This is a genomic window from Shinella agrisoli, from assembly GCF_046557955.1.
In the GTDB taxonomy this organism is placed as follows: domain Bacteria; phylum Pseudomonadota; class Alphaproteobacteria; order Rhizobiales; family Rhizobiaceae; genus Shinella.
On sequence record NZ_JBJIEP010000010.1, the window covers coordinates 167,878 to 192,673 of the forward strand.

The 24,796-nt window shown below is 68.2% G+C and carries 24 protein-coding genes; 13 read left to right on the plus strand and 11 right to left on the minus strand.

Going from position 1 to position 24,796, the window contains the following annotated elements; translation table 11 throughout:
- Positions 1 to 43: 43 nt before the first annotated feature.
- On the minus strand, positions 44 to 439 hold the full coding sequence (locus ACIIOY_RS13185) for a type II toxin-antitoxin system VapC family toxin (RefSeq protein WP_411035131.1): 396 nt from the start codon (positions 437 to 439) through the stop codon (positions 44 to 46).
- The gene (locus ACIIOY_RS13190; RefSeq protein WP_411035132.1) at positions 436 to 687 is read right to left on the minus strand and encodes a type II toxin-antitoxin system VapB family antitoxin; all 252 of its coding nucleotides are present in this window, start codon (positions 685 to 687) and stop codon (positions 436 to 438) included. The genes ACIIOY_RS13185 and ACIIOY_RS13190 overlap by 4 nt, the downstream gene beginning before the upstream one ends.
- Positions 688 to 803: 116 nt before the next feature.
- On the opposite strand from ACIIOY_RS13190, the gene msrB reads away from it, so the two are divergent.
- Complete coding sequence (gene msrB, locus ACIIOY_RS13195; RefSeq protein ID WP_411035133.1) at positions 804 to 1,214, plus strand: peptide-methionine (R)-S-oxide reductase MsrB; 411 nt, start codon at positions 804 to 806, stop codon at positions 1,212 to 1,214.
- Between the two features lie 54 nt (positions 1,215 to 1,268).
- Here msrB and ACIIOY_RS13200 read toward each other — a convergent pair whose 3' ends face one another.
- On the minus strand, positions 1,269 to 1,772 hold the full coding sequence (locus ACIIOY_RS13200) for a GNAT family N-acetyltransferase (protein ID WP_411035134.1): 504 nt from the start codon (positions 1,770 to 1,772) through the stop codon (positions 1,269 to 1,271).
- Between the two features lie 131 nt (positions 1,773 to 1,903).
- Between ACIIOY_RS13200 and ACIIOY_RS13205 the strand changes: the two genes are divergently transcribed.
- Positions 1,904 to 2,404 carry a hypothetical protein gene (locus tag ACIIOY_RS13205; protein WP_411035135.1) on the plus strand — a complete coding sequence of 167 codons (501 nt, stop codon included), beginning with the start codon at positions 1,904 to 1,906 and terminating at the stop codon, positions 2,402 to 2,404.
- A 4-nt stretch (positions 2,405 to 2,408) separates the two neighbouring features.
- On the opposite strand, the gene trhA is transcribed toward ACIIOY_RS13205, so the two are convergent.
- Positions 2,409 to 3,098 (minus strand): PAQR family membrane homeostasis protein TrhA, encoded by a 690-nt coding sequence (gene trhA, locus ACIIOY_RS13210; RefSeq protein WP_411035136.1) that lies wholly within the window; start codon positions 3,096 to 3,098, stop codon positions 2,409 to 2,411.
- A gap of 109 nt (positions 3,099 to 3,207) precedes the next feature.
- Positions 3,208 to 3,531, minus strand: coding sequence for a TraR/DksA family transcriptional regulator (locus ACIIOY_RS13215; RefSeq protein WP_411035137.1), 324 nt, complete (start codon positions 3,529 to 3,531; stop codon positions 3,208 to 3,210).
- Positions 3,532 to 3,828: 297 nt separating this feature from the next.
- Between ACIIOY_RS13215 and ACIIOY_RS13220 the strand changes: the two genes are divergently transcribed.
- Entirely contained in the window at positions 3,829 to 4,698 is an 870-nt protein-coding gene (locus ACIIOY_RS13220; protein WP_411035181.1) for a VOC family protein, read from the plus strand.
- Between the two features lie 117 nt (positions 4,699 to 4,815).
- Here the strand turns inward: ACIIOY_RS13220 and ACIIOY_RS13225 are convergent, their stop codons facing one another.
- Complete coding sequence (locus ACIIOY_RS13225) at positions 4,816 to 5,226, minus strand: DUF930 domain-containing protein (RefSeq protein WP_411035138.1); 411 nt, start codon at positions 5,224 to 5,226, stop codon at positions 4,816 to 4,818.
- Between the two features lie 162 nt (positions 5,227 to 5,388).
- On the opposite strand from ACIIOY_RS13225, the gene ACIIOY_RS13230 reads away from it, so the two are divergent.
- On the plus strand, positions 5,389 to 6,516 hold the full coding sequence (locus ACIIOY_RS13230) for an AI-2E family transporter (RefSeq protein ID WP_411035139.1): 1,128 nt from the start codon (positions 5,389 to 5,391) through the stop codon (positions 6,514 to 6,516).
- A 239-nt stretch (positions 6,517 to 6,755) separates the two neighbouring features.
- Complete coding sequence (locus tag ACIIOY_RS13235; protein WP_411035140.1) at positions 6,756 to 8,849, plus strand: S9 family peptidase; 2,094 nt, start codon at positions 6,756 to 6,758, stop codon at positions 8,847 to 8,849.
- Between the two features lie 162 nt (positions 8,850 to 9,011).
- On the opposite strand, the gene ACIIOY_RS13240 is transcribed toward ACIIOY_RS13235, so the two are convergent.
- Positions 9,012 to 11,036 (minus strand): caspase family protein, encoded by a 2,025-nt coding sequence (locus ACIIOY_RS13240; protein WP_411035141.1) that lies wholly within the window; start codon positions 11,034 to 11,036, stop codon positions 9,012 to 9,014.
- Positions 11,037 to 11,262: 226 nt separating this feature from the next.
- On the opposite strand from ACIIOY_RS13240, the gene ACIIOY_RS13245 reads away from it, so the two are divergent.
- The 5 genes from ACIIOY_RS13245 (at position 11,263) to ACIIOY_RS13265 (ending at position 18,671) form a co-directional block, all read left to right on the plus strand.
- Positions 11,263 to 12,798 carry a protein adenylyltransferase SelO gene (locus tag ACIIOY_RS13245; RefSeq protein ID WP_411035142.1) on the plus strand — a complete coding sequence of 512 codons (1,536 nt, stop codon included), beginning with the start codon at positions 11,263 to 11,265 and terminating at the stop codon, positions 12,796 to 12,798.
- A gap of 194 nt (positions 12,799 to 12,992) precedes the next feature.
- Positions 12,993 to 15,326: a glucose/quinate/shikimate family membrane-bound PQQ-dependent dehydrogenase gene (locus tag ACIIOY_RS13250; RefSeq protein ID WP_411035143.1), complete on the plus strand. Its 2,334-nt coding sequence runs from the start codon at positions 12,993 to 12,995 to the stop codon at positions 15,324 to 15,326.
- 298 nt (positions 15,327 to 15,624) lie between these two features.
- Entirely contained in the window at positions 15,625 to 17,298 is a 1,674-nt protein-coding gene (locus ACIIOY_RS13255; RefSeq protein ID WP_411035144.1) for an ABC transporter ATP-binding protein, read from the plus strand.
- Between the two features lie 218 nt (positions 17,299 to 17,516).
- Positions 17,517 to 18,017 (plus strand): GNAT family N-acetyltransferase, encoded by a 501-nt coding sequence (locus tag ACIIOY_RS13260; RefSeq protein ID WP_411035145.1) that lies wholly within the window; start codon positions 17,517 to 17,519, stop codon positions 18,015 to 18,017.
- Positions 18,018 to 18,086: 69 nt separating this feature from the next.
- Entirely contained in the window at positions 18,087 to 18,671 is a 585-nt protein-coding gene (locus tag ACIIOY_RS13265; protein ID WP_411035146.1) for a DJ-1/PfpI family protein, read from the plus strand.
- 28 nt (positions 18,672 to 18,699) lie between these two features.
- On the opposite strand, the gene ACIIOY_RS13270 is transcribed toward ACIIOY_RS13265, so the two are convergent.
- From ACIIOY_RS13270 to ACIIOY_RS13280, 3 genes are all read right to left on the minus strand, one after another.
- Positions 18,700 to 19,608: a c-type cytochrome gene (locus ACIIOY_RS13270; protein ID WP_411035147.1), complete on the minus strand. Its 909-nt coding sequence runs from the start codon at positions 19,606 to 19,608 to the stop codon at positions 18,700 to 18,702.
- Between the two features lie 114 nt (positions 19,609 to 19,722).
- Positions 19,723 to 20,166 carry a c-type cytochrome gene (locus tag ACIIOY_RS13275; RefSeq protein ID WP_411035148.1) on the minus strand — a complete coding sequence of 148 codons (444 nt, stop codon included), beginning with the start codon at positions 20,164 to 20,166 and terminating at the stop codon, positions 19,723 to 19,725.
- Positions 20,167 to 20,501: 335 nt separating this feature from the next.
- The gene (locus ACIIOY_RS13280; protein ID WP_411035149.1) at positions 20,502 to 21,104 is read right to left on the minus strand and encodes a superoxide dismutase; all 603 of its coding nucleotides are present in this window, start codon (positions 21,102 to 21,104) and stop codon (positions 20,502 to 20,504) included.
- Positions 21,105 to 21,370: 266 nt separating this feature from the next.
- Between ACIIOY_RS13280 and ACIIOY_RS13285 the strand changes: the two genes are divergently transcribed.
- Entirely contained in the window at positions 21,371 to 21,763 is a 393-nt protein-coding gene (locus tag ACIIOY_RS13285; protein WP_411035150.1) for a hypothetical protein, read from the plus strand.
- Between the two features lie 33 nt (positions 21,764 to 21,796).
- Here the strand turns inward: ACIIOY_RS13285 and ACIIOY_RS13290 are convergent, their stop codons facing one another.
- Positions 21,797 to 22,681 carry a branched-chain amino acid aminotransferase gene (locus ACIIOY_RS13290; RefSeq protein WP_411035151.1) on the minus strand — a complete coding sequence of 295 codons (885 nt, stop codon included), beginning with the start codon at positions 22,679 to 22,681 and terminating at the stop codon, positions 21,797 to 21,799.
- A 182-nt stretch (positions 22,682 to 22,863) separates the two neighbouring features.
- Between ACIIOY_RS13290 and ACIIOY_RS13295 the strand changes: the two genes are divergently transcribed.
- Together ACIIOY_RS13295 and ACIIOY_RS13300 are read left to right on the plus strand one after the other, a co-directional pair.
- Complete coding sequence (locus tag ACIIOY_RS13295) at positions 22,864 to 23,904, plus strand: zinc-dependent alcohol dehydrogenase family protein (RefSeq protein ID WP_411035152.1); 1,041 nt, start codon at positions 22,864 to 22,866, stop codon at positions 23,902 to 23,904.
- 240 nt (positions 23,905 to 24,144) lie between these two features.
- Positions 24,145 to 24,795 carry a haloacid dehalogenase type II gene (locus ACIIOY_RS13300; protein ID WP_411035153.1) on the plus strand — a complete coding sequence of 217 codons (651 nt, stop codon included), beginning with the start codon at positions 24,145 to 24,147 and terminating at the stop codon, positions 24,793 to 24,795.
- The last annotated feature ends 1 nt before the right edge of the window (position 24,796 follow it).

The window sequence follows — 24,796 nt, forward strand, 5'->3', positions numbered from 1 at the left end:
TCCCCTTGCTGCGCGGGCTTCGCCCGTCATTGGCCCCGAACTGTCAGAGCGCTGTTTCTATGTCCGTTTGCCCGAAATCGCCACCCTTGAACAGCAAAGGTGCGGCGTTTTCGCGCGCCAATGCATAGGAAAAGCAATCGCCGTGGTTCAGGTGCGCCGCATGGCCCGTGCCGCGGCCGAAGCGCCGGAAGGCGTCGAAGGCGAGTTCGGCCTGCGCCGCGGTCACGGGCTCCACCCGGATATTGGCGCGCAGCACGAAGGCGTCGAGCGCGTTGACGCCGGTGCCGCCGTAGCGGGCGAAGAGCACCATCTTCGCCTCCAGCAGCGTCGCCGCGCTCATCACGCGGGTTGCCGCGCGTTCGATCGCCTCGTTGAAGGCCCGGCGCTCCGGCTCGTCGGTGAGGATGGCGACGAGCGCCGAGGTGTCGAGGACGATCATCGCGGCAGGCCGTTCTCGTCGTAGCCGAGGATTTCATCGGGCGTGCGCGGGTCGAGCACCGGCAGGCCCGCGCAATCGAGAGCGATACGATCGAGCTGATCCGCCAGGCGCGGCGCCTTGAGGTGCCGCACGCGGTCCAGACGCTCCTCGATGGCCGTCTTGACGGCGCGGGTCAGGCTTTCGCCGGTCGCCTCCGCAAGCGCGCGGGCAAGCGCATGGGCTTCCTCGTCCTTGATGTTCAAGGGCATGACTTCCTCCGTTCCACCGCCAATGGAGGATAAGAGGAACCGTGGCGGCTTTCAAGACGGCGCCGATTGTCTTGCCACATTCCAAGGCCTATCTATGGAGCCGACAGGAGGACACCATGAGCGATACGACGACGACATTGAAGGTCAGCAGGACGAAGGAAGAGTGGCGGCAGATCCTGACGCCGGAGCAGTTCCGCATCACGCGCGAGCACGGCACGGAGCGCGCCTTCTCCAGCCCGGATTTCGACCTTTCCAAGAAGGGCACCTACCGCTGCATCTGTTGCGACAGGCCGCTCTACCGGTCCGAGACGAAGTACAATTCCGGCACCGGCTGGCCGAGCTTCTACCAGCCGATCGAGCCCGGGGCGGTGACGGACCATCCGGACTATTCCTACGGCATGACGCGCACGGAGATCCGCTGCTCGGACTGCGACGCCCATCTCGGCCACGTCTTCCCCGACGGCCCGCCGCCGACGGGCCTGCGCTACTGCATGAACGGCGTGGCGCTGCGCTTCGACCCGGACTGATCGGGGCAATCCCAGCGAAGCTGCGCAGCGGTCTTGCGTGCGGAGCTGCGAAGGCTAGCGCTTCGGCACCTTCAGTTCCATGCAGGTGAGGTCGAGCCAGCGGCCGAACTTGATGCCGACCTCGCTGAAGCGGCCGACCACGCGGAAGCCGAGCGTTTCGTGCAGCCTGATCGAGGCGGCGTTCTCCGCCTCGATGCCGGCGATCATGACGTGGACGCCGTTGAAGCTCGCCCGGTCGATCAGCGCCTTCAGGAGGCGCTTGCCGACCCCGCTTCCGCGCACGTCGCTGCGCACATAGACGGAATGCTCGACCGTATGGCGGTAGCCGTCGAAGTTCCTCCAGTCGCCGTAGGAGGCATAGCCGATCACCTGCCTGCCGCGCAGCGCGACGAGGATCGGAAAGCCGCGTTCGCGGCGGGCGGAAAACCACCTCCTGCGGTCGTCGAGGTCGACCACCGCCTCGTTCCAGATGGCCGTCGTGTTGGCAACGGCATCGTTGTAGATGTCCATGATGGCGGGAAGATCGGCCTCCATGGCGTCGCGTATCGTAATGTCCATGGTTCCCCCCGGTTTTGCCCCATGCCATACAGGAGGAGCGGGAAAGCTGTCCAGCCTGCTTGCGCCGCGGGGCGATGAAACGCCCGTCTTTGTCCGTCATCCGCAAGACGGCCTCAACGAACGGTCCTGCCATGCGACGCTTCCTTGCGCTTTTCCTGCTGCTCCTGCCCGCCGCCGCCGTCGCGGAGGGCTGGGAGCCCTATGCCAACGCCCGCTTCGGTTTTGCGGCGGAGATCCCGCCCGGCTTCGCCCTTGCCCGCGAGGCCGGCAACGGCGACGGGGCGACCTTCGCGAACGGCGCGGCGACGCTCGCCGTCTGGGCGCACGTCCTTGCGGCCGGCGACTTCGAGGACGAGGTGGCGGCGCGGCGCGCGACCTACCGGCAGGAAGGCTGGGACCTTGCCTACGACCGGCAGACCGCCGGCTGGGCGAGCCTTTCCGGCACGCGCGGCGACAGGATCGTCTACCACCGCATCGTCGCGCTCTGCGCGGATGCGGTGGCCTCGTTCGTGCTCGAATACCCCGAGGCGATGAAGGCGGAGGTTTCGCCCGTCGTCGGCAGGCTGGCCAAGTCGCTGCGCCCCGCCGAGGGCTGCGCCGATGCGCAGGGCGCCGCGCCGGCCGCGCGATGACCCGTCAGGTGCCGGAGACGACGCTGGTGACGACCGCCGAATAGTGCACGGCCGCCGCCGCCACGACGAAGGCGTGCCAGATGGCGTTCTGGAAGCGCAGCTTCTCCCAGACATGGAAGATGACGCCCACCGAATAGAGCACGCCGCCGGTGACGATCAGCGTCAGCGTGGCGGTGGAAAGGTGCGTCATCAGCGGCCCGGCGGCGAAGACGCCGCTCCAGCCCATGCCGAGATAGATGAGGATGGCCAGCTTGTCGTAGCGGCCGGGAAAGAGGAACTTCAGCGCCACGCCCGCCGCGGCCATGGCCCAGATGAAGACGAGCATGCCGGCCAGGAACGGATCGTCGATGCCGCGCTGCAGGAAGGGCGTGTAGGTGGCGGCGATCAGCACGAAGATCGCCGAATGGTCGAAGCGGCGCAGGTGCCACTTCACTTTCGAGACCGGCCAGAGATTGTAGGCGAAGGAGGTGGAGAGCGCCAAGACGAGGCCGACGCCGTAGACCCAGGCCGCCGCAAGCTGCCCGCTCGTCGCGAAGACCGTGGCGTAGAAGATCAGCGCCGTCACCCCGACGAGCGCCAGGACCACGCCGACGCCATGCACGATGCCGTCGGCGATCACCTCGTACCGGTCATAGTTCCACTTGACGCCCTTGATTTCCACCTTCGCCTGCCCTGCATCGTGCTTTTCCGCCATGGTGGCGCGTTTGCGGCGCGGGAGCAAGAAGCGCGCGGATCACGAAAGTTTGCCGTTTGACACGGATCCTCGGGGCGGGCCTGGGGATCCGTCACCCCGCGGCACGCCGTCACTGCCGCGCGATGCATTCCTCGCAGAGCGCGGCGTGCGGCACGGCGGCGAGGCGCGCGGCGGAAATCGGCTCGCCGCACTTGGCGCAGAGGCCGAAGGTGCCGGCGGATATGCGGTCGAGCGCGGCGTCGATCGCCTCGATCTCCTTGAGGCCCGTCGTGCCGAATTCCTCCAGCACCTCGTCGTTCTCGCGCTCGGTCGCGCGGTCGGCGCTGTCGCCGCTCTTCAGCGTCTCCAGGTCCTTCTCGATCCTGTTGAGGCGGCTGTAGAGCTCGCGCTTGCGATTGAGAAGAATGTCCTTGTAATGCGCCAGGTCCGTCACGATACCCGTCTCCCTTCGTTTCAACATGCGCCGAAATTGGCATCGCCCGCGCCCGCCGGCATTGATCGGAATCAAGTTCCGGCGGCGCATCGTCAACGCCACGTTGACGGTAAATCGCCGAAACGCCGCCTTTCGTGAACGCGCGCGCTCCGCCATATTCGTCCCGACAGAGCGGTTTCCCATGAAACCGGAACAGGACCCATCATGACGGACCTCGACAGACGGACGTTCCTCGGCGCCGCCGCCGTTGGCATCGCTGCAAGCAAGGCCGGCCCCATTCGCGCGGAGACCGCCACCATGACCGACAATAGCACACAAACGGCCGGCGCCATCGACATGCCGGCCTTCGTCGACCATTCGCACCTGAAAGTGATCGACCTGCCGATGCTCTCGGCCTTCTACCGGCAGGTGATGGGGCTTGAGACGATCGAGAAATCCGCCTCCGGCGAGACGCTCGGCGTCGGCGGCCGGCCGCTGCTCACGCTGACGACGGACGGCAGGGCCGCCCGCGCGCCGCGCAACGCGCCGGGCCTCTTCCACACCGCCTTCCTCGTGCCGGACCGCAAGGCGCTCGGCCGCTGGCTGGCGCACGCCGCGCACGGCAACGTGCCGCTCACCGGCGCCTCGGACCACCTCGTCAGCGAGGCGATCTACCTCGACGACCCGGAAGGCAACGGCATAGAGATCTACCGCGACCGCGACCGGTCCGAATGGACCTATGTGCCCGACGGCACGGTGAAGATGGCGACGCGCCGGCTCGACCTGCAGGCGCTCTACGACGAGGCGCCGAAGGACGGCTGGAGCGGCCAGGAGAACGGCACGGCCATCGGCCATATCCACCTGCAGGTCTCCGACATCCCGCAGGCCGACGCCTTCTTCCGGGACGTGCTCGGCCTCGACGTCATGGCGCGCTATCCCGGCGCCAGCTTCTTCGCCACGGGAAAATACCATCACCACGTCGCGGCGAACGTCTGGAACTCGCGCGGCCAGCCGAAGCGGCAGGACGGCATGAGCGGCCTTTCCGACTACACGATCCGCTTCAACGATCCGGCAAGGCTCGAAGCGGCGGTGAAGAAGCTCGACGCCCTCTCGATCCCCGCAACGCGCACGGGCAGCACGGTATCGCTCGTCGATCCCTGGGGCATCGGGCTGAAGCTTACGGCATAAGTGAGGATGGACGGCGCATAAAGCGCCGCTCCGCTTGTCCGGCACCCCTCTTCTGTCGTCATCCTCGGGCCCGAAGGGCCCGGATGAGGGGGTGCGTCACCGACGCCGGCGCTTCGCCTAGTCGTAGAGGTAATGCGCCGCCCAGTCCTCGCGCGGAACCCGGTCGCCGACCTTGTATTTGAAGGCGTTGACCTCCAGGCGGTCCTCGCTCGCCTCGCATCTGTAGGAGAGGCGGTACCATTCGCCCCTGCTGCGGAAGACGGCGCCCTTCGTCTTGAAGGTCGTACCGTCGAGCTTGGGGTCGCCGAAGGCGTAGGCGATCACCTTGTCCGGGCGGAAGCCGCCCTTGCCGTCGCCGATCCGGTCCATCGCCTCGATGTCGCAGCGCTGCTCCAGCCGCTCCTCGGGCGTCAGCTTCTCGAGCTGGCTGCGGATGCGGGCGTCGATGGCGAGCGCGGGCGATGCGGCGAGCGGCGCGAGCGCCAGCGTGCAAAGGATGGTCCGAAGCCCGGTTGCGTGCCGTTTCAACGATATGCCTCCTCTTCGTGCCGTCATGCCTCGTCCCATTGGGGACCGAAGCGCAATAGGTCGATTTGACGACAGCCGCAACCCACCCAAGGTTTCAAGCGCCGCGTTCTGGAACTTCCGTTCGCGGCGCGCGTTTCTGGCGCGAACTTGGGGGGACGCACCATGCACGATTTGTCGGGAAAGCCGGCCGAACGCCGCCTCTTGCGGGGCAGCCTCGACATAGAGAAGGGCCTCGTGGAAGGCGCGCCGCGCCGCTACGGCCTCGACATCGCCGCCGCCTGGGCGGCGATCGGCATCTTCGCCATCATGGCGATGGGCGTCGTCTACCTGATGGCGCCGATCCTCATCCCCCTCTCGCTCGCCGTCGTCACCGGCCTCATCTTCGGCGTGGCGGCGGAAAAGCTGCACGACCTCGGCATTCCGCCGCTGCCGACCGCGCTGCTGCTCGCCGGCCTCTTCGGCCTCGGCCTGTTCTTCGTGGCGGGGCTGCTGGCCGAGCCGGTCGCGCAGCTGGCCGCCGACGCGCCGAACCTCGTGCGCGGCGCCTACGACCGCATCACCCCGCTCTTCTCCCGCCTCGGCTGGCTGAACATCAGCCCGCAGACCTTCGAGACCGGCCAGATGTCGATGGAGAAGGTGCTGGAAAACACCGGCAGCATCCTCGGCATCCTCTCGGCGAGCCTCACGCCCGCCCTGCTTCAGGCGATGATCTTCTTCGCCGCGCTCGTGCTCTTCCTCTCGGCGCGGCTGAAGCTGAGGCAGATGATCATCATGGCCTTCCCGCGCCGCGGCCAGCGGCTGACGACCATCCGCATCATGAACGCCATCGACAGCGCGCTCGGCTATTATTTCGCCACCGCCGCGCTGGTCTACGGCGCGCTCGGCGTCGTCACCGGCCTCATCACCTGGGGCGGCGGGCTCGCCATGCCGGCGCTGTGGGGGCTCTTCGCCTTCCTCTCCAGCTTCGTGCCCTTCCTCGGCGTGACGCTGATGACCATCGCGCTCGCCACGGCGGGCCTTCTGACGCACGAGACGCTGGTGATGGGCCTCCTGCCGGCCTTCGCCTTCTTCCTCGTGCACCTGGCCATGGAGAACCTCGTCATGCCGGCGGTGATGGGCAAGCGGCTGGAGGTCAACGCCTTCATCATCTTCACCGCCATCATCTTCTGGACCTGGATGTGGGGCGCGGCCGGCGCCATGCTGGCGCTTCCCCTCTCCATCATCGGCATGACCATCGCCGACGAATTGCGGCCTGCGAAGCGCAAGGCCCGCCGCAGCCTGCCGGGGTGAACGGCAGCGGTCTTGTGGCTTTGCCCCTCACCCCGCAAGCGGAGAGAGGGGCCGTGCCTCAAGAAGGGTGGTTGAGGAAAACATCCCGGCATATCTCCTTCGCCCCGCAGCCAAGGAGACGGTGGCCGGCAGGCCGGATGAGGGGCAAGCTTTCCCTCTCACCGAAAACCTCCGCTTGATGCGAGCGCCCCGGCTCTCTATCTCTTCTGTCCCGCCTACCCATCCGCCGGAGTGAGATATTGTCCGCCTTCAAGAACCTTCCGCCCGCCCCCGTCGCCGCCAAGAAGCCCGTCTCAGACACCCGCCACGGCATCACCCGCACCGACGACTACGCCTGGTTCCGCGACGAGAACTGGCAGGCGATGTTCAAGGATCCCTCCATCCTCCAGCCGGAGATCCGCGCGCACCTGGAGGCGGAGAACGCCTACATGGCCGCCGCCATGGCCGACACCGAGGCGCTGCAGAAGACGCTGTTTGCCGAGATGCGCGGGCGCATCAAGGAGGACGACAGCTCCGTGCCGGTGAAGGACGGCCCCTATGCCTACGGCACCGCCTACGTCACCGGCGGCGAGCAGCCGCGCTACTTCCGCGAGCCGCGCGAGGGCGGCGAGCGGGCGATCCTGCTCGACGGGGACAGGCAGGCCGCCGGCAAGGAGTATTTCCGCCTCTCCGGCCTCGACCATTCCAGCGACCATTCGCTCGGCATCTGGGGCTATGACGACAAGGGCTCGGAATATTTCACGCTGAAGGTGCGCGACCTTGCGACCGGCGAGGACCGCGCGGACGAGATCGTCAACTCGGGCGGCGGCGGGGTGTGGGCGCCGGACGCGAAGAGCTTCTTCTACACCGCGCTCGACGAGAACCACCGCCCCTCGAAGATCTTCCACCACATCCTCGGCGAGCGGCAGGAGAACGACCGGCTGGTCTACGAGGAGAAGGACGCGGGCTTCTTCCTGTCGGTCGGCGGCTCGCTCATCGACGACTTCATCTATATCGACATCCACGACCACGAGACGAGCGAGTACCGGCTTCTCTCCACCAAGGACCTCCTCGCGACGCCGATCGTCGTCGCCCCGCGCCAGACGGGCCTCGAATATTCGATGACGGAGGGCGGCGACGTCTTCTTCATCCTGACGAACGCGGACGGGGCGAAGGACTTCAAGATCATGCAGACGCCGGTGACGGCGCCGGGCCGGGAGAACTGGAGCGAGGTCGTGCCGCACCGCCCCGGCACGCTGATCCTCAGCCACATGGCCTTCGCCCGCCACCTCGTGTGGCTGGAGCGCCACGAGGGCCTGCCGCGCATCGTCGTGCGCGACCGCAAGACCGGCGAGGAACACGCGATCGCCTTCTCCGAGGAGGCCTATTCGCTCGGCCTTTCGGGCGCGGCGGAATACGATACCGACGTCATCCGTTTCTCCTATTCCTCGATGACGACGCCCTCGCAGCTCTTCGACTACAACATGGCGACGCGCGAGCGCACGCTCCTGAAGACGCAGGAGGTGCCCTCCGGCCACGACCCGGACGACTACGTCACCCGCCGCGTCTTCGCCCCGGCCCCGGACGGCGAGACGGTGCCCGTCACCCTGCTCTACCGCAAGGACACGCCGCTGGACGGCTCGGCCCCGTGCCTGCTCTACGGCTACGGCGCCTATGGCATCACCATCCCGGCGTCCTTCAACACCAACTGCCTGTCGCTCGTCGACCGCGGCTTCGTCTATGCCATCGCCCATATCCGCGGCGGCAAGGACAAGGGCTTTGCCTGGTACGAGAACGGCAAGATGGACAGGAAGACCAATACGTTCAAGGACTTCATCGCCGCGGCGGACTATCTGAATCAGGAGAAGTTCACGTCCTACGCGAAGATCGTCGCCGAGGGCGGCTCGGCCGGCGGCATGCTGATGGGCGCGGTCGCCAACATGGCGCCGGAGAAGTTCGGCGGCATCATCGCGGCCGTGCCCTTCGTCGACGTGCTCAACACCATGCTGGACGACACGCTGCCGCTGACCCCGCCGGAATGGCCCGAATGGGGCAACCCGATCGAGAGCAGGGACTTCTACCAGCTCATCGCCGGCTACTCGCCCTACGACAATGTCGAGGCGAAGCCCTATCCCGCGATCCTCGCGCTCTCCGGCCTCACCGACCCGCGCGTCACCTACTGGGAGCCGACCAAGTGGGTGGCCAGGCTGCGCGAGAAGACGACCGGCGCCGAGCCGATCCTCCTCAAGACCAACATGGGCGCCGGCCACGGCGGCGCCTCCGGCCGCTTCCAGCGCCTGGAGGAGATCGCCTTCGAATACGCCTTCGCGATCAAGGTGGCGGGGAAGGTGTAGGATCGGGAATTGCCCCTCATCCGCCTGCCGGCACCTTCTCCCCGTAAACGGGCAGAAGGGACATGCCGCGCCATTTTCCGGATTTCGGGAAGCCCTCGCCTCGTACCCCTTCGCCCCGCTTGCGGGGAGAAGGTGCCGGCAGGCGGATGAGGGGCGGACGTCCTACCGGAACACCCCGACGCAGGCCTGCAAATCGGTCAGCATCGCGCTGGAGCCCTTGAGGCTGGTGCGCACGTCGCCGATGCGCAGGAACCGGCCGCGCTTCAGGGCGTCGATCACCGCATGGTCGCTGCCGAGGTCGTAGGCGATCTCCTGGCGGCCGTAGGCCTTGCCGACGACGTCGTAGCCCCTGCCGTCGTCGATCCAGTAGGTGCCGTCCTTCGTGTAACTGTCGGCATAGTCGTAGGACGCATCCTGGAAGCCGAAGGTCACGTGGCCGTCGGCGTACCAGCGGAAGGCGGCATGGCGGCCGCCGTCGCGGCGCACGGCGCGGCAGTTGAGGAAGCGCCCGTCGGCGAAGTCCGCGGCGACGTCCCAGCCGCCGACCGAGCGCACCGCGCGGTAGGGATCGGCATCCGCGCCGTAGCCGTCGTCATGGCCGGACGAGCCGCCCCCGGCATAGCCGTCCGCCTTCGCCTCGTGGCCCGCATGGTCGTTCGAGGCATGCTCGGCGGCCGGGAAGTCGCGCAGCGCGTCGCGGTACCTGTCGTAGTAGCCGAGGCGGCGCACGTCGACGAACTCGAACTCGTAGTCCTCCAGCGAGCGCACGGAATTGTCGCGGAAACGCACGAGGCCGCGCACGCGCAGGCACCCGTCGCCGCAGTCGATCTCGTCGACATATTCGCGCGCGCTGTCGTCCGGCGTCTTCACCGCGATGCCGAGGCCGTGGCGGCGGTCCTCGTTGACCGCGCGGAACATCAGCGACTGGGCGTAGCCGCGGCGGTCCTCGTCGAAGTAGTCGTAGATCGCGCGCTCCTCGCTCGGGCTGAGGTCGTCCTGCGTGGCGACATGGACGCGGCGCTCGGGGATGGCGGCCGAGGTGATGACGTTGCGCAGCCGCTCGTGCGAATAGACGGTCGTGAAATAGGAGAGATAGTCGCAGCCCTCCGGCGGCGCCCAGAAGCTGAGGTCGATCAGCACGAGCTGGCCGTCCTTGTAGATGTCGGAGAGGCGCCGGTCGCGATCGTTGCCGGCGAAGGCGAGACGCCCGCAGGGATCGTGCCGGTCGTTGGAGAGCGTGACGTATGGCAGGCTGCCCGTGTCCGCATGCGCGCCCTCGAACGTCCTGCCGAGGAGGTCGATCTTGCGTTCGGCGACATAGGCGAAGACGCCTTCCGGATAGCGGCTGAGATAGCGGTCATAGGCCTCGCGGTTGTCCGAGAGCGAGGCGAACTCGTAGAAGGCGATCTCCGCCTCGTCGACCTTGGCGTCCCTGGCGCTCAGCGCGAACCCGCCGTAGTCCGCGTCGCTCTGCCAGACGGCCTGCCGGCCCTGGCTGCGCTCCCTGACGATGTCGGAGACCTTGCGGAAGACGTCCTCGAGCGCGATGCCGGGAATGCTGACCGCATCGACGAAGGCCGAGGCGAAGGGGCTGATCGGCGTGCCGGCATAGTCGTAGGCCGCGCCGGGCGCGGCGGCATAGGCGTAGTGGATGCCGCCGGCGTTCCCCGGTTCGGCAAGGCCCTCCGGGATGTCGCGCAGCGCCGGGAACGGGTTTTCGTGCGCGGCGTCGAAGAGCACGACCTTGAGGCCGGTGCCGAGCCTGCGCAGCGCGTCGGCGATCTCGGAGACGGCGAGCGAGCGGTTGCGCAGGCCCGTCAGCGTGCGGCCGGACGCATCCGTCGGCAGCAGGTAGTTCTCCCCGCCGATCTGCACCGCATAGCCGGAGAAATAGACGAAGAGCACCGGGTTCTCGGCCTTCTCCGCCACCCGCGTGAAGGTGTTGAGCGCCGAGAGCATGCCGAGATGGTCGACGTCGGTGGCGCGCGTCACGTCGAAATCGGCCCGCTCCAGCGCCTCGCCGACGAGGTCGATGTCGTTCAGCGGGTTTTCCAGGGGTTCGGCATCCTCGTATCCGGCATTGCCGATGAGGAGCGCGTAGCGCTCGGCGGCGAAGGCCGCGGGCGCCGCAAGGACGATGAGACAGGCGGCGAGCGCCCCGATCAACCGATGGACATTCCGCTGCACGATATCCTCCAAGAAACGACCGGGCCAGGAACGACCGGGACCGCCGGCATCCCGAACGGCGCGCATCCCCGCTGAAGAAGGAAACGGACGGCCCCTTCCGCTTATTCAGAAGACCATGAAATTCCATCCCTGCCCGCCCCGCAAGGGCTTTACGGCGAAGAAACCTTTCGCTCGCCGCCCGCAGACCCTATCTGATAGGCATGGACGCGAAGGAAGGGACGGAACGATGATGAGCGGCGCAACCACGGCGACGGCGGACACGGCCCCGGAAAAGACCCCGGACACGGCCCGCCCCATTCCCTTCGACAACAGCTATGCGCGCCTGCCGGACGCCTTCTTCTCGCCGGTCGATCCGACGCCGGTGGAGGCGCCGCGGCTGATCGCGTTCAACCGGCCGCTGGCCGAGGAGCTCGGCCTTGCCGCGGACGCGCTCGAACGGCACGGGGCCGCCTATTTCTCCGGCAACGTGCCCCTGCCCGGCTCGCTGCCGCTCGCCATGGCCTATGCCGGCCACCAGTTCGGCCAGTTCGTGCCGCAGCTCGGCGACGGGCGGGCGATCCTCGTCGGCGAGGTGGTCGACCGGAACGGGAAGCGCCGCGACATCCAGCTCAAGGGCGCGGGCCAGACGCCCTATTCGCGCCGCGGCGACGGGCGCGCGGCGCTCGGCCCGGTGCTGCGCGAATACATCGTCAGCGAGGCGATGCACGCGCTCGGCATCCCGACGACGCGGGCGCTCGCGGCGGTCGCCTCCGGCCAGCCGGTCTACCGCGAGCGGGTGCTGCCCGGCGCCGTCTTCACGCGCGTCGCCGCGAGCCACGTGCGCGTCGGCACGTTCCAGTTCTTCGCCGCGCGCGGCCAGACGGACAATGTCCGCCTCCTTGCCGACTACGTGATCGGCCGGCACTATCCGGAGCTGAAGGGCGAGGAGAACGCCTATCTCGCGCTGCTGGAGGCGGTGGCGGAGCGGCAGGCCTCGCTGATCGCGAAATGGCTCGGCGTCGGCTTCATCCACGGCGTCATGAACACCGACAACATGACGATCTCCGGCGAGACCATCGACTTCGGCCCCTGCGCCTTCATGGACCGCTACGACCCGCGCACCGTCTATTCCTCCATCGACCACGGGGCCCGCTACGCCTTCGGCAACCAGCCGATGATCGGCCAGTGGAACATCGCCCGGCTCGCAGAATGCCTGCTTGCCCTTCTCGACGAGGACCAGGAGAAGGCGGTGGAGGCGGCGAACGAGGCCGTCGGGCGCTTCATGGACCGTTTCCAGGAGCACTGGAAGGCGGTGATCCGCGCCAAGATCGGCCTTGGCGCGGACGAGGAGGAGAGCGACCAGGCGCTGATCCGCGACCTGCTGGTCACCCTCTACGAGCAGAAGGCCGACTATACGCTCGCCTTCCGCTACCTCGCCGACGCGGCGGAAAGCGGCGCGGCGAACGCCGCGCTCGGCCGGCTGCTCGAAGATCCCGCCGCGCTGGCGCCCTGGCTTGCCGCCTGGCGCGAGCGGCTTTCGCGCGGGACGACGCCCCCGCAGGCGCGCGCGGCGGCGATGCGCAAGGTCAACCCCGCCTTCATCCCGCGCAACCACAAGGTCGAGGAGGCGCTGACCGAGGCGGTCGACCACGGCGACTTCTCGCTGTTCTTCGCGCTGAACGACGTGCTGGCGAGGCCCTACGAGGACCAGCCGGCCTTCGCCGCCTATGCCGAGCCGCCGAAGCCGGGGGAAGAGATCACCGCCACCTTCTGCGGCACGTGAGGAGGAAAGGGGCATCGCGCTTGGCGCCTGCCCTCGCCCATCAAAACATGAGTATAAAAGTATAATTTTCGCATCCCTTCTTTTCCGGGATTGAAGCGTCACGTTTTCGCCCTAATTTCTCCAGCGTCCCTCCTTGAGCCGGACGTCTTGCCGGCCGTTCCTCCCCGCGGCCGGCATCACCAACGGAGACCGTCATGTTGCTAACACTTACCGCCGCCGTCATCGCCATCATCGGACTGGTGCTGACGGGCGGAGGCGGGTGGCTGCTGTCGCTCGGCGGCAGCCCCTACTATCTCGTCACCGGCATCGCCTTCCTCGCCACCGCCGTCCTGCTCCTGCGCCGCTCGGCCGCGGCGCTCTGGCTCTACGCCCTCGTCATCCTCGGCTCGCTCGGCTGGGCGGTCTGGGAGGTCGGCTTCGACTGGTGGCAGCTCGGCCCGCGCGGCGGCGTCATCGTGCTTCTCGGCCTGTGGCTGATGCTGCCGGCCATCCGCCGGCCGCTCGGCTTTGCGAGCCCCACCGGCATACCCTACCCGGCCTCGGCCCTGCCGCTGGCCATCGCTGTCCTCGTCTCCATCGCCGCCGCCGGCTATTCGATGACGCAGGACCCGCACGACGTCGCCGGCGCGCTGCCGACCGACGTGGTCAACGCGACGCCCGCGCTCGGCGGCGACGTGCCGGCCGGCGAATGGCACCAGTACGGCCGCACGCAATACGGCCAGCGCTACTCGCCGCTCGACCAGATCGACAAGGACAATGTCGGAACGCTCCAGGTCGCCTGGCAGTACCAGACCGGCGACGTCAAGCTGCCCGACGACGTGGGCGAGACCACCTACCAGGTGACGCCGCTGAAGATCGGCGACACGCTCTACATGTGCACCCCGCACAACTGGGCGATCGCGCTCGACGCGGCCACCGGCAAGGAGAAGTGGAAGTACGATTCCAACTCCGGCATGAACCCGGACCGCCAGCACCAGACCTGCCGCGGCGTGACCTACTATGCCGACCCGGCGGCGACCGCGGGCACGGCCTGCGCGGCGCGCGTCTACCTGCCGACCTCCGACGCCCGGCTGATCGCGCTCGACGCGGCGACCGGCGACGTCTGCACCGGCTTTGCCGAGAATGGCGTGCTCCAGCTGGAACAGGGCATGCCCTACAACCCGGCCGGCTACTACTACTCCACCTCGCCGCCCGTCATCACCGACGGCAAGATCATCATCGGCGGGGCGGTGAACGACAACTACTCGACCCAGTCGCAGTCGGGCGTCATCCGCGCCTTCGACGTCAATTCCGGCGCGCTCATCTGGAACTGGGATTCCGGCAACCCGGACGTCACGACGCCGCTGCCGGAAGGCCAGGTCTACACGGTCAACTCGCCGAACTCCTGGTCCGTCTTCAGCTACGACGAGGCGCTCGGCCTCGTCTATATCCCGCTCGGCAACCGCGTGCCCGACCAGCTCGGCATGGGCCGCAGCGAGCATGTGGAGAAGTACTCCTCCTCCATCGTCGCGCTCGACATCGCGACCGGCGCGGTGCGCTGGGTGCGCCAGACCGTGCACCACGACCTCTGGGACATGGACGTTCCGGCCCAGCCCGCGCTGATCGACATCACCCGCGACGGGACGACCGTCCCCGCCCTCGTCGGCCCCACCAAGCAGGGCGACGTCTACGTGCTCGACCGGCGCACCGGCGAGCCGATCATCCCGATCGAGGAGGTGCCCGCCCCGACCGGCGCGATCCCGGAGGACTTCACCGCGCCGACGCAGCCCGTCTCCGGCCTCACCTTCATGCCCGATCCGCTGACGGAGAAGGACATGTGGGGCATCACCATGTTCGACCAGCTGAAATGCCGCATCGACTTCCTGTCGCTGAAATACGAGGGGCGCTACACGCCGCCCTCGCTGGAAGGCACGATCGTCTATCCCGGCAATTTCGGCACGTTCAACTGGGGCTCGGTCGCGGTCGATCCGGAGCGGCAGGTGATGTTCGGCATGCCGACCTACCTCGCCTTCACCTCCCGCCTCGTGCCGCGCGACCAGATCCCGCCGAAGGGGCAGGACGAGAAGGGCTCCGAGCAGGGCCTCAACCGCAACGAGGGCGCGCCCTACGGCGTCTACATGGGCCCGTTCCTCGGCCCGCTCGGCATTCCCTGCCAGGCGCCGCCGTGGGGCTATGTGGCCGGCGCGGACCTTGCGACGGGCGAGATCGCCTACAAGCACAAGAACGGCACGGTCTACGACATGACGCCGCTGCCGCTGCCCTTCAAGGTGGGCGTGCCGGGCATCGGCGGGCCGATCATCACCAAGGGCGGCGTCGCCTTCCTCGGCGCGGCCGTCGACAACTACCTGAGGGCCTACGACGTCACCGACGGCCGCCAGCTCTGGGAAGCCCGCCTTCCCGCCGGCGGTCAGGCGACGCCGATGACCTACACGGTGGGCGACAAGCAATACGTGCTGATCGTCGCCGGCGGCCACGGCTCCGTCGGCACCAAGCCGGGCGACTACGTCATCGCCTATACGCTGCCGTAGCGGGCCTGCACCGCTCAGGAGGCGGGGCCACCCCCCTCTGCCCTGCCGGGCATCTCCCCCTCAAGGGGGAGATCGGCAAGACGTGCGAACCTTGCTCAATCCGCAACGTCAGCAATGGGCGAGGCCGTGCCCCATCCAATCTCCCCCCTTGAGGGGGAGATGTCCGGCAGGACAGAGGGGGGTGACGCGGCAGACGCACCACCTTGCCTTCGCCGGAGAAAGGCCGGTGCAAAGGCTTGCCTCCCCGCCCCGGCCCCTCCATCATGCCGCCTTCCCCATCCTCTCCGGGAGATTCGCCATGAACGACGACTGGCGGCTGATCGCCGCGCCGGTGAAGATCATCCTTGCCAATTACTGGCGCGCATCGCGCGGGCTGCTGGCGCTGGTCGCGGCCATCGTGTTCCTGTCGGCCGTCTCGGCGGTCGCCGCGCCCTACCTCTTCTCCCGCCTCGTCGACGCCATGAGCGCCGACCGGCTCGCCGAGGGGCTGGCGGCGGGCCTTGCCGTCTATGCGCTCATGATCGGCGCGGCCGCGGCGCTCCAGCACATGGTGCAGTACCTCTCCTACATGAGCGCGCAGAACCTCAGCTTCATCGTCGGCACCAGCCTGTTCGAGCGGCTTTTGCGCAAGCGCGCCGCCTTCTTCGTCGAGCACAACCCGGCCGAGATCGAAAACGCCAGCCGGCGCAGCCAGGGTGCGCTGATGACGCTGGTGCAGCTCGGCCTCGTCGTCTTCGTGCCCGGCATCACGCAGATCATGCTGGCGCTCGCCATGCTGGGCGCGACGATCAACCTCGAAGTCGTGCTGATCGTCCTTGCCTATGGTTGCGGCTTCATCGCGCTGACCGGCCTCGCCAACCACCGCACGCGCGGTTTCCTCGATGCCGCGATCGCCGCCGGCCAGGCCAATTCCAGGTTCGTCGGCAACGCCATGACGGCCATGGAGACGCTGCGCCATTTCGGCAGCCACGGCTGGATGCGCGCGCGTTTCGCCGAAAAGGCCCGCGAGGAGCGCGACAACTGGGCCGCCTTCTGCCGCCGCATCGGCTATTCCTCGCTGCTCGGCGCGGGGCTCGCGGTGCAGTTCGTCGTCACCTTCCTCATCCTCCTGCCGCGCTACCGGGCGGGCGAGCTCAGCGTCGGCGACGTGGTGCTGTTCAACACGCTGCTGCTCCAGCTCAACCAGCCCTTCGAGATGATCGGCCACGCCGTCGACGACGTGGTGCGCGCGCGGGCCTCGCTGCTGCCGCTCGCCCGCATCTGGGCCGCACCGGAGGAGCCGGAGGCCGCCACGCCCGGCGGCTTCCTGCCGAAGGCGGGCCGGCTCGCCTTCGAGGCCGTCTCCTACGCCCACGAGAACGGCCGCGGCCTGGAGGATGTCAGCTTCACCGCGGCGCGCGGCCGCATCACCTATCTCGTCGGCGAGACCGGATCGGGCAAATCCACGCTGCTGCGCCTCGCGCTGAAGTCGCTCTCCCCCGCCTCCGGCCGGATCACCGTCGACGGCGCGGACCTTGCCGGCGTGTCCCAGGAGGACTGGTACGCCGCCGTGGGCATCGTGCCGCAGGAGCCGGTGCTGCTCAACGACACGCTCGCCGTCAACATCGTGCTCGGCCGGAAGATGGACCGGGACCGGCTGCGCCGCGCGGCGGAGAAGGCGGCGATCCTGCCTTTCATCGAAGGCCTGCCGGAGGGCTTCGAGACGCTGGTCGGCGAGCGCGGCATGAAGCTTTCCGGCGGCGAGCGCCAGCGCATCGCCATCGCCCGCGCGCTCTACGCCGATCCGCAGTTCCTCTTCCTCGACGAGGCGAGCTCGGCGCTGGACGAGGCGACGGAGGCGGGAATCATGCAGCACATCCGCGGCCTTGCCGGCGAGGTGACGATCCTCGCCGTCACCCACCGCACGAGCGTGATCGCCCCTTCGGACCACGTCGTGCGGCTCGGCGCCGGGCGCGTGGAGAACGTGGTCTGAAGGGCGCGATCCCCTCCCGGCGCCTTTCACGCAAATCTCGATTGACAAACGGCGCGAAACGGAGAATATCGCGGCCATGATCAAGAACACGCACATCGCCGCGACGTATTTTTGGCTGTTCCGGTAAGGAGCGGCTGTTCGATCATGTCAACAAGCCGCCATCGGGCGGCTTTGTTGTTTCAAGGGCACCTGGTGGCATAAAACCCAAGGAGCCCGAAATGCACAACACCGTCATCAAGCTCGAACCGCACGCCGCCGACCGCCCGCCGATGCTGACCATCCGCGCCGCGCGCCAGGGCGACCTCCAGCAGATCCTCGACATGATCGCGCTGCATGCCGAATGCCACGGCGACACGGCGAAAATCTCCGCCGCCGATCTCGACCGCGACCTGTTCGGCCCCGGCCCGTGGATCACCGCGCTCGTCGCCGAGGCCGGCGGCCGGCTGATCGGCTACGCGCTCCTCGTTCCGATGTACCGTGCGCTCGAAGGCCTGCGCGGCATGGAGCTGCACCAGATCTTCGTGCGCGAGGGCCACCGCGGCCACGGCATCGGCCGCCACCTCGTCTCCCGCGCCCGCGAGCATGCGCGCATCGCCGGCTGCGGCTACCTCTCGGTGAGCGCGGCGACCGGCAATTTCGGCGCGCACCGTTTCTACGAGCAGATGAATTTCCGGGCTGGCCCGGTGACCGGAATGCGCTACGTTCAGTCCCTGGGCTAGGAAACCGGCGGGAATGCGCGGCGGTCCCGCGCCCGAAATCGCGAAGAATCCTGATCAGGAGGCCGAGACATGGCGAAGCGACTGGCGATCGTACTGACCGAGGGATATGCCGACTGGGAATGCGCCCTGCTGATGGCGACGGCCCGCGGCGATTGCGGGGCGCAGACCGTGGTTCTGACGCCGGGCGGCGCGGACGTCACCTCGCTCGGCGGCCTTTCCGTCAGGTCCGCCGGCAGCGTGGAAGACGCCTCGCCGCAGGATTTCGACGTGCTGGTGCTGTGCGGCGGCACGATCTGGCAATCCGGCGCGGCGCCCGACCTTTCGGCTCCGATCGGGCGCTTCGCCGACGCCGGCAGGCCCGTCGCGGCGATCTGCGACGCCACGCTGGAGCTCGCCCGCCTCGGCCTGCTCGACGGCCGGGCGCATACCGGCAACTATCCCGGCCAGCTCAAGGACGTCGTGCCCGCCTATCGCGGCGAGGCGCATTACCGCAACCAGCCGCAGGCCGTGCGCGGCGGCGCGGTCGTCACCGCCTCCGGCGCGGCGCCCGTCACCTTCGCGCGGGAGGTCCTCGAGGCGATCGGCCTCGGCTCGGCCGAGCTTTTCGACTATCTTGCGATGTACGGCGACGAGCATCGGCAGGCGACGGCCTGACCGGGCCCCGCGGCCGCAATCGTCCGCCTCACCGCGCCGGGATCGCCTTCAGATAGGCGGCGATCGCCTCGCGGTCTTCCTTCGGCAGCTGCGCGAGGTTCTTCTGCACGGCGACCATCGAGCCGCCGACGCTGTCGAATTCCGGCGTGAAGCCGGTTTCGAGATAGCTGGCGATGTCGCCCGCGCTCCAGCTGCCGAAGCCGCCCTCGGCGGGCGTGATGTTGGGGATGCGCCCCTCGCCTTCCGGGTTCGGCCCGCCGGCGAGCCATTGGTCCGTCTTCAGGCCGCCGAGCACGTCGCGGGGCGTGTGGCACTCGCCGCAGTGGCCCGGCCCTTCCACGAGGTACTGGCCGCGCCTCACCGTCTCGTCGGCGTCCGCCAGCTCCACCCGCGGCGCCTCGTTCAGGTAGAGCAGCTTCCAGCCGCCGAGCGCCAGGCGGATGTTGAAGGGGAACGGCAGGTCGTGCCCCGGCGCGACATTCGCGCTCTTCGGCAGCGTCCTGAGATAGCCGTAGAGGTCGCCGATGTCCTTCACCGTCATGCGCGCATAGGAGGCGTAGGGGAAGGACGGGTAGAGGTGCCCGCCGTCGCGGCCGGTGCCGCGCTTCATGGCGTCGCCGAATTCGGCGAGCGTCCATGCCCCGATGCCCGCCGTCTCGTCGGGCGAGATGTTCGGCGCGTGGAAGGTGCCGAACGGGCTCTTCAGCGCCAGCCCGCCGGCGAGCACGAGCTTCCGGTCGTCCGGCGCGCCGGGCGCCGCGTGACAGCTGGCGCAGCCGCCGGCATGGAAGACGCGTTCGCCGTTGGCAAGGTCCGGCTCGCCCGCCGCGGCCCAGGTCTCGGCCGGCAGCCGCCCGGGCGCGGTCACGAGGAGGAACGCGCCGGCGCCGACCGCGCCGAGCAGCACGATGCCGCCGAGGAGTTTCTTGAGTGCCATGGTTTTCCCTCTCGCTGACCGGGATCCCGCTCCCGCGGCCGGGAGACGCAAGGCTGCCGCCCCGGCGCATGCCGGGACAGTCAGCGTATTCTTGAGGAGGAGCCGGCCTACCGCCTATTTCTTCAGGCGGTAGACCTCATGACAGCCGCCGCAATTGGGGCCGATCGTGCCGAGCGCGGCGCCGACCGCCGCCTGGTCCGCCGGCAGGCCGGCGAGCACGGCCTCGGCATCGGCCGCAAGCTTTGCGGACTTCGCCTTGAAGTCGTCCGTCGCTTCCCAGATCTTCGGGCTCGCCTCCGTCTCGTGGCCCGCCTCGGAGCCGGGCGGGAACTGGTCCGGGAAGGCCTTGCCCACCTCGCTGAGCGTGGTCAGCGATGCCTTGACGACCTCCGCGTCGTAGGGCTTCTCGCCCTTGGCGATGCCGGACAGCGCGCCCATGGCCCCGCCGACCTTCTTCATCATGTCCTGGCGGACGACCTGCGGCTCATCCGCCGCCGCGACGGCGCCCGCGCCGAGGGCCGCAAGCGCGGCCGCGGCCGCCAAAATCCTGAACTTCATCGAGTTCTCCCGATTGCTGGCGGCTGGCCGATTCCGCGCCGCCGATTTACGATGCGGCCGCATGATTGCATTTTGGGAAGTCGATGAAAGTAAAATCTTTTTGAGGCCCGGAACAAAAAACCCGGCCACTCCCGGCCAGGCCCAGACTGCCGTCAAAGTCCGCAAACCTCTCCTCCGTCATGACCGGGCTTGACCCGGCCATCCATAAGCCTTTGAAAAGAATGGATCCTCGGGTCAAGCCCGAGGATGACGGCGTGCCGGGAGCAAGGGTGTCGACAATCCAGGCCCCGGCCGTCACCGGCCGGGGCCTGGAGTCATCTCGCGGAACGAGGCGCTTACTTCGTGGCCGCTTCGTAGCGTTCCAGGACGTAGTCCCAGTTGATCAGGCTGTCGACGAAGGCTTCGAGGTATTTCGGGCGGGCGTTGCGGTAGTCGATGTAGTAGGAGTGCTCCCACACGTCGACGCCGAGGATGGGCTCGGCGCCGTGCACCAGCGGGTTCTCGCCGTTCGGGGTCTTGGAGATAGCGAGCTTGCCGTCCTTGACCGAGAGCCAGGCCCAGCCGGAGCCGAACTGCGTGGTGCCGGCGGCGATGAAGTCGGTGCGGAACTTGTCGTAGCCGCCGAGGTCGCTGTCGATCGCCTTCTGAAGCGCGCCTGGCAGGCTCTTGCCGCCGCCGCCCTTCTTCAGCCACTTCCAGAAGTGGATGTGGTTGTAGTGCTGGCCGGCATTGTTGAAGAGGCCCTGGTTGGTGCCGTAGGACTTCTTGACGATCTCCTCCAGCGGCAGGTCCGCCAGGCCGGCTTCCTCCGCCAGCTTGTTGCCGTTGTCGACATAGGCCTTGTGGTGCTTGTCGTGGTGATATTCGAGCGTTTCGCGCGACATGAAGGGCGCGAGCGCATCGTAATCGTAGGGAAGCGGCGGAAGTTCGAAAGCCATCGTCGTGTCTCCTCTTTGCTTTGACGCAGTCCCGGACCAAAGCCGCATCGCGCACTTTTGCCGGGATTGCCTGGCGACGGAATTTTGTGAATGAAATCCGTGACCCGGAACATAGGAGTGGCAACCGGAAGAGGCAACCGCCCGCCTTCCAAATTTTCCGCGCCGCGGGCAAAATCCTTCCCGTTCCGCCCGCCAGGACGCGGGCGGGGAACCGAAATCGCATCCGGGGCATTTCGCCCCGTCCGCCTGCAACACGGGAGCCTTCCATGCGCGCCATCCCCCTTGCCCTTCTTGCCCTCTGCCTCGCCGCACCGGCCGCCCGCGCCTCCTCGCCGGATGCCTGGGAGGAGTTCCGCGCCGACGTGGAGAAGAGCTGCCTTGCGAGCCTGCCGGAAGCGCTCGGGACGCCCACCGTCTTCGTCGAGCCGACCGGCACGCAGTCCTTCGGCATCGCCGCCGTCGAGGGGCTTTCGCCGGAAGCCAAGAGCCAGATCACCTATGTCTGCATCTACGACAAGCAGAAGAAGACGGTGGAGGTCTCCCCGCCGATCGCCGCCGAGTTCCTGCATGTGGTGCGCGAGAGCGAGCGCGAGGCGGCGGCGAAGGCCCGCGCCGCGACCGGGGACAACACGACGCAGGACCCGGCGGGGCAGGAATAGGGCAAGGAGGCGGCTCTTCCGCCGGCTTTTCCCTCACGCGTCGCCGTTCGAATGCGCCCAGTCGAAATAGAGGTCGCGCGCCTTGGCGGTGACGGGGCCGGGCTTAAGGTCGCGGCCGTCGAGGCGGGTGACCGGCACCACCTTGGAATAGTTGCCAGAGGTGAAGATTTCGTCGGCGGCCTCGAAATCGGCGAGCGTCAACGTCGCCTCGGCCACCTCGAAGCCCGCCTCCCGCAGGAGGCCGATGACGCGGGCGCGCGTGATGCCGGCAAGGAAGGTGCGGTTGGCGGCGGGCGTGAAGACGGCGCCGTCCTTCACCATGAAGATGTTGGAGGACGCGGTCTCGGCGACGTTGCCCAGCATGTCGCGCACCAGCGCGTTGTCGAAGCCGCGCTTCCTCGCCTCCACCAGCATGCGGGCATTGTTGGGATAGAGGCAGCCGGCCTTGGCGTCGGTCGGCATGCATTCCACCGTCGGCCGGCGGAAGGGCGAGACGGTGAGCGAGGAGCCGGCCTTGGGATCGCCCATCGGCGCCTCGAACAGGCAGAGCGCGAAGCGGGTCGAATCCGGGTCCGGCGCGACGACGCTGGCGGGGGAGCCGTGCTCGGCCCAGTACATCGGCTTGATGTAGACCGCCGTCCGGCCGTCGAATTTCCGGACGCCCTCCCAGGCGAGCGCCTCGATCTCCTGCGCGCTCACCGCCGCCTTGAGGCCGAGCGCCTCGGCGGAGCGGTTGACGCGCTGGCAATGGAGGTCGAGGTCCGGCGCGATGCCGTCGAACCAGCGCGCGCCGTCGAACACGGTGGAGCCGAGCCACATGGCGTGCGAGGTGGGGCCGACGAGCGGCGGGTTGCCGGAAACCCATTCGCCGTCCACGAAGGTCCAGGTCGTCGAGCGTGGTGAGGTATCGACTGGCATTTTCTACTCCTTTTCGCCCATCAAGGCCCGCCCGGCGCGCCCGGTCAAGCCGCAAATGCCTTCGGGCAGCGCGCGCGGCTTGTCCATTCAAGATGTTGAATGGGTGCATCAGGCCTTGTCATGGATCGCGCGGTTGAGGGTCTCCGGGGCGCGTGCGATAGAGGACGAAAAGGGAGAAAGCCATGCGCGCGATGTATTACGAGGCCTTCGGGGCGACGCCCGAAATCCGCACCCTGCCGGACCCGGCGCCGGCGCCCGGCGGGGTGGTGATCAAGGTGGAGGCGACGGGCCTTTGCCGCAGCGACTGGCATGGCTGGATGGGCCACGACCCGGACATCCGCCTGCCGCACGTGCCGGGGCACGAGCTCGCCGGCACGGTGGCGGCGGTGGGCGCGGCGGTGCGGCGGTTCCGCGTGGGCGAGCGGGTGACGGTGCCCTTCGTCTCCGGCTGCGGCCATTGCGGCGAGTGCCGCTCGGGCAACCAGCAGGTCTGCGAGGCGCAGTTCCAGCCGGGCTTCACCCACTGGGGCTCCTTCGCCGAATATGTCGCGATCGACCATGCCGACCACAACCTCGTGCATCTGCCCGAAACGATCGATTTCGCCACCGCCGCCAGCCTCGGCTGCCGCTTCGCCACCTCGTTCCGCGCCGTCGTCGACCAGGCGCGGGTGACGGGCGGCGAATGGGTGGCGGTGCACGGCTGCGGCGGCGTTGGGCTGTCGGCGATCATGATCGCGGCGGCGCTCGGGGCCAATCCGGTCGCCATCGACATCTCGGCGGAGAAGCTGGACTTCGCGAAGACGGTGGGCGCGGTCGCCACCGTAAATGCCCGCGACGTCGCGGACGTCGCGGAGGCCGTGCGGCAGGTCACCGGCGGCGGGGCGCATGCCTCCATCGACGCGCTGGGCTCGCCCGCCACCTGTTTCAACTCCATCCGGAACCTGCGCCGGCGCGGGCGGCACGTGCAGGTCGGGCTGATGCTGGCCGAGCATGCGACGCCCGAGATCCCGATGGCGCAGGTCATCGGCCACGAGCTGGAGATCTACGGCAGCCACGGCATGCAGGCCTGGCGCTACGACGCCATGCTGGCGATGATGGCAAGCGGCAGGCTCGCGCCGCAGAAGCTGATCGGCCGGCACATCGGCCTGGAGGAGGCGGTGCCGGCGCTGACGGCGATGGACCGGGCGACGGAGCTCGGCATCAGCGTGATCACGCGGTTCTGAGGGCATTGTTGCCCCTCATCCCGCTGCCGCGACCTTCTCCCCGCAAGCGGGGAGAAGGCGGCCGGGGTCTCGCTTTTCCCGAAAGCCGCGCTCTTCCGCCCGGGGGAAGCCGGCACATCCCGTCCTTCGCCCCGCCTGCGGGAGAAGGTGCCGGCAGGCGGACGAGGGGCAGGCCGCGATTGACTTTCCCCGCCCGATACCCGCCAATCGCCACGACAGTGCCATAAGGAATCGCCGCCCATGTCCCACGCCGCCTATGTCTTCGACGCCTACGGCACGCTGTTCGACGTGCACGCGGCGGTGCGGCGCCATGCGGGCGACGTGGGGCCGAACTACCAGATCTTCTCCGAGATCTGGCGCGCCAAGCAGCTCGAATATTCCTGGACGCGGGCGCTGATGGGGGCTTACGCCGATTTCTGGCAGCTTACCGAGCAGGCGCTCGACTATACGTTCCAGCGCATCGGCGGCGTCGATCCGGCGCTGCGCCAGAAGCTGCTCGACGCCTACTGGAAGCTCGACTGCTACCCGGAGGTTCCCGCCGTCCTGAAGGCGCTGAAGCAGCGCGGCGCCGCCGTCGCCATCCTCTCCAACGGCTCGCCGGCCATGCTCGCCTCGGCGGTGAGGAACGCCGCGCTCGACACGGTGATCGACGACATCTTCTCCGTCGACGCGCTGAGGACCTACAAGACCGCGCCCGCCGTCTACGACCTGGTGACGACCAGCTACCGGCTCTATCCGGACGCCGTCTCCTTCCAGTCCTCCAACCGCTGGGACATCGCGGGGGCGACGAAATTCGGCTTCCGCACCGTCTGGATCAACCGGAGCGGCATGCCGGACGAGTATTTCGACCTCGGCCCGGCGCTGATCCTGCCCTCGCTGGAGAGCCTCTAGA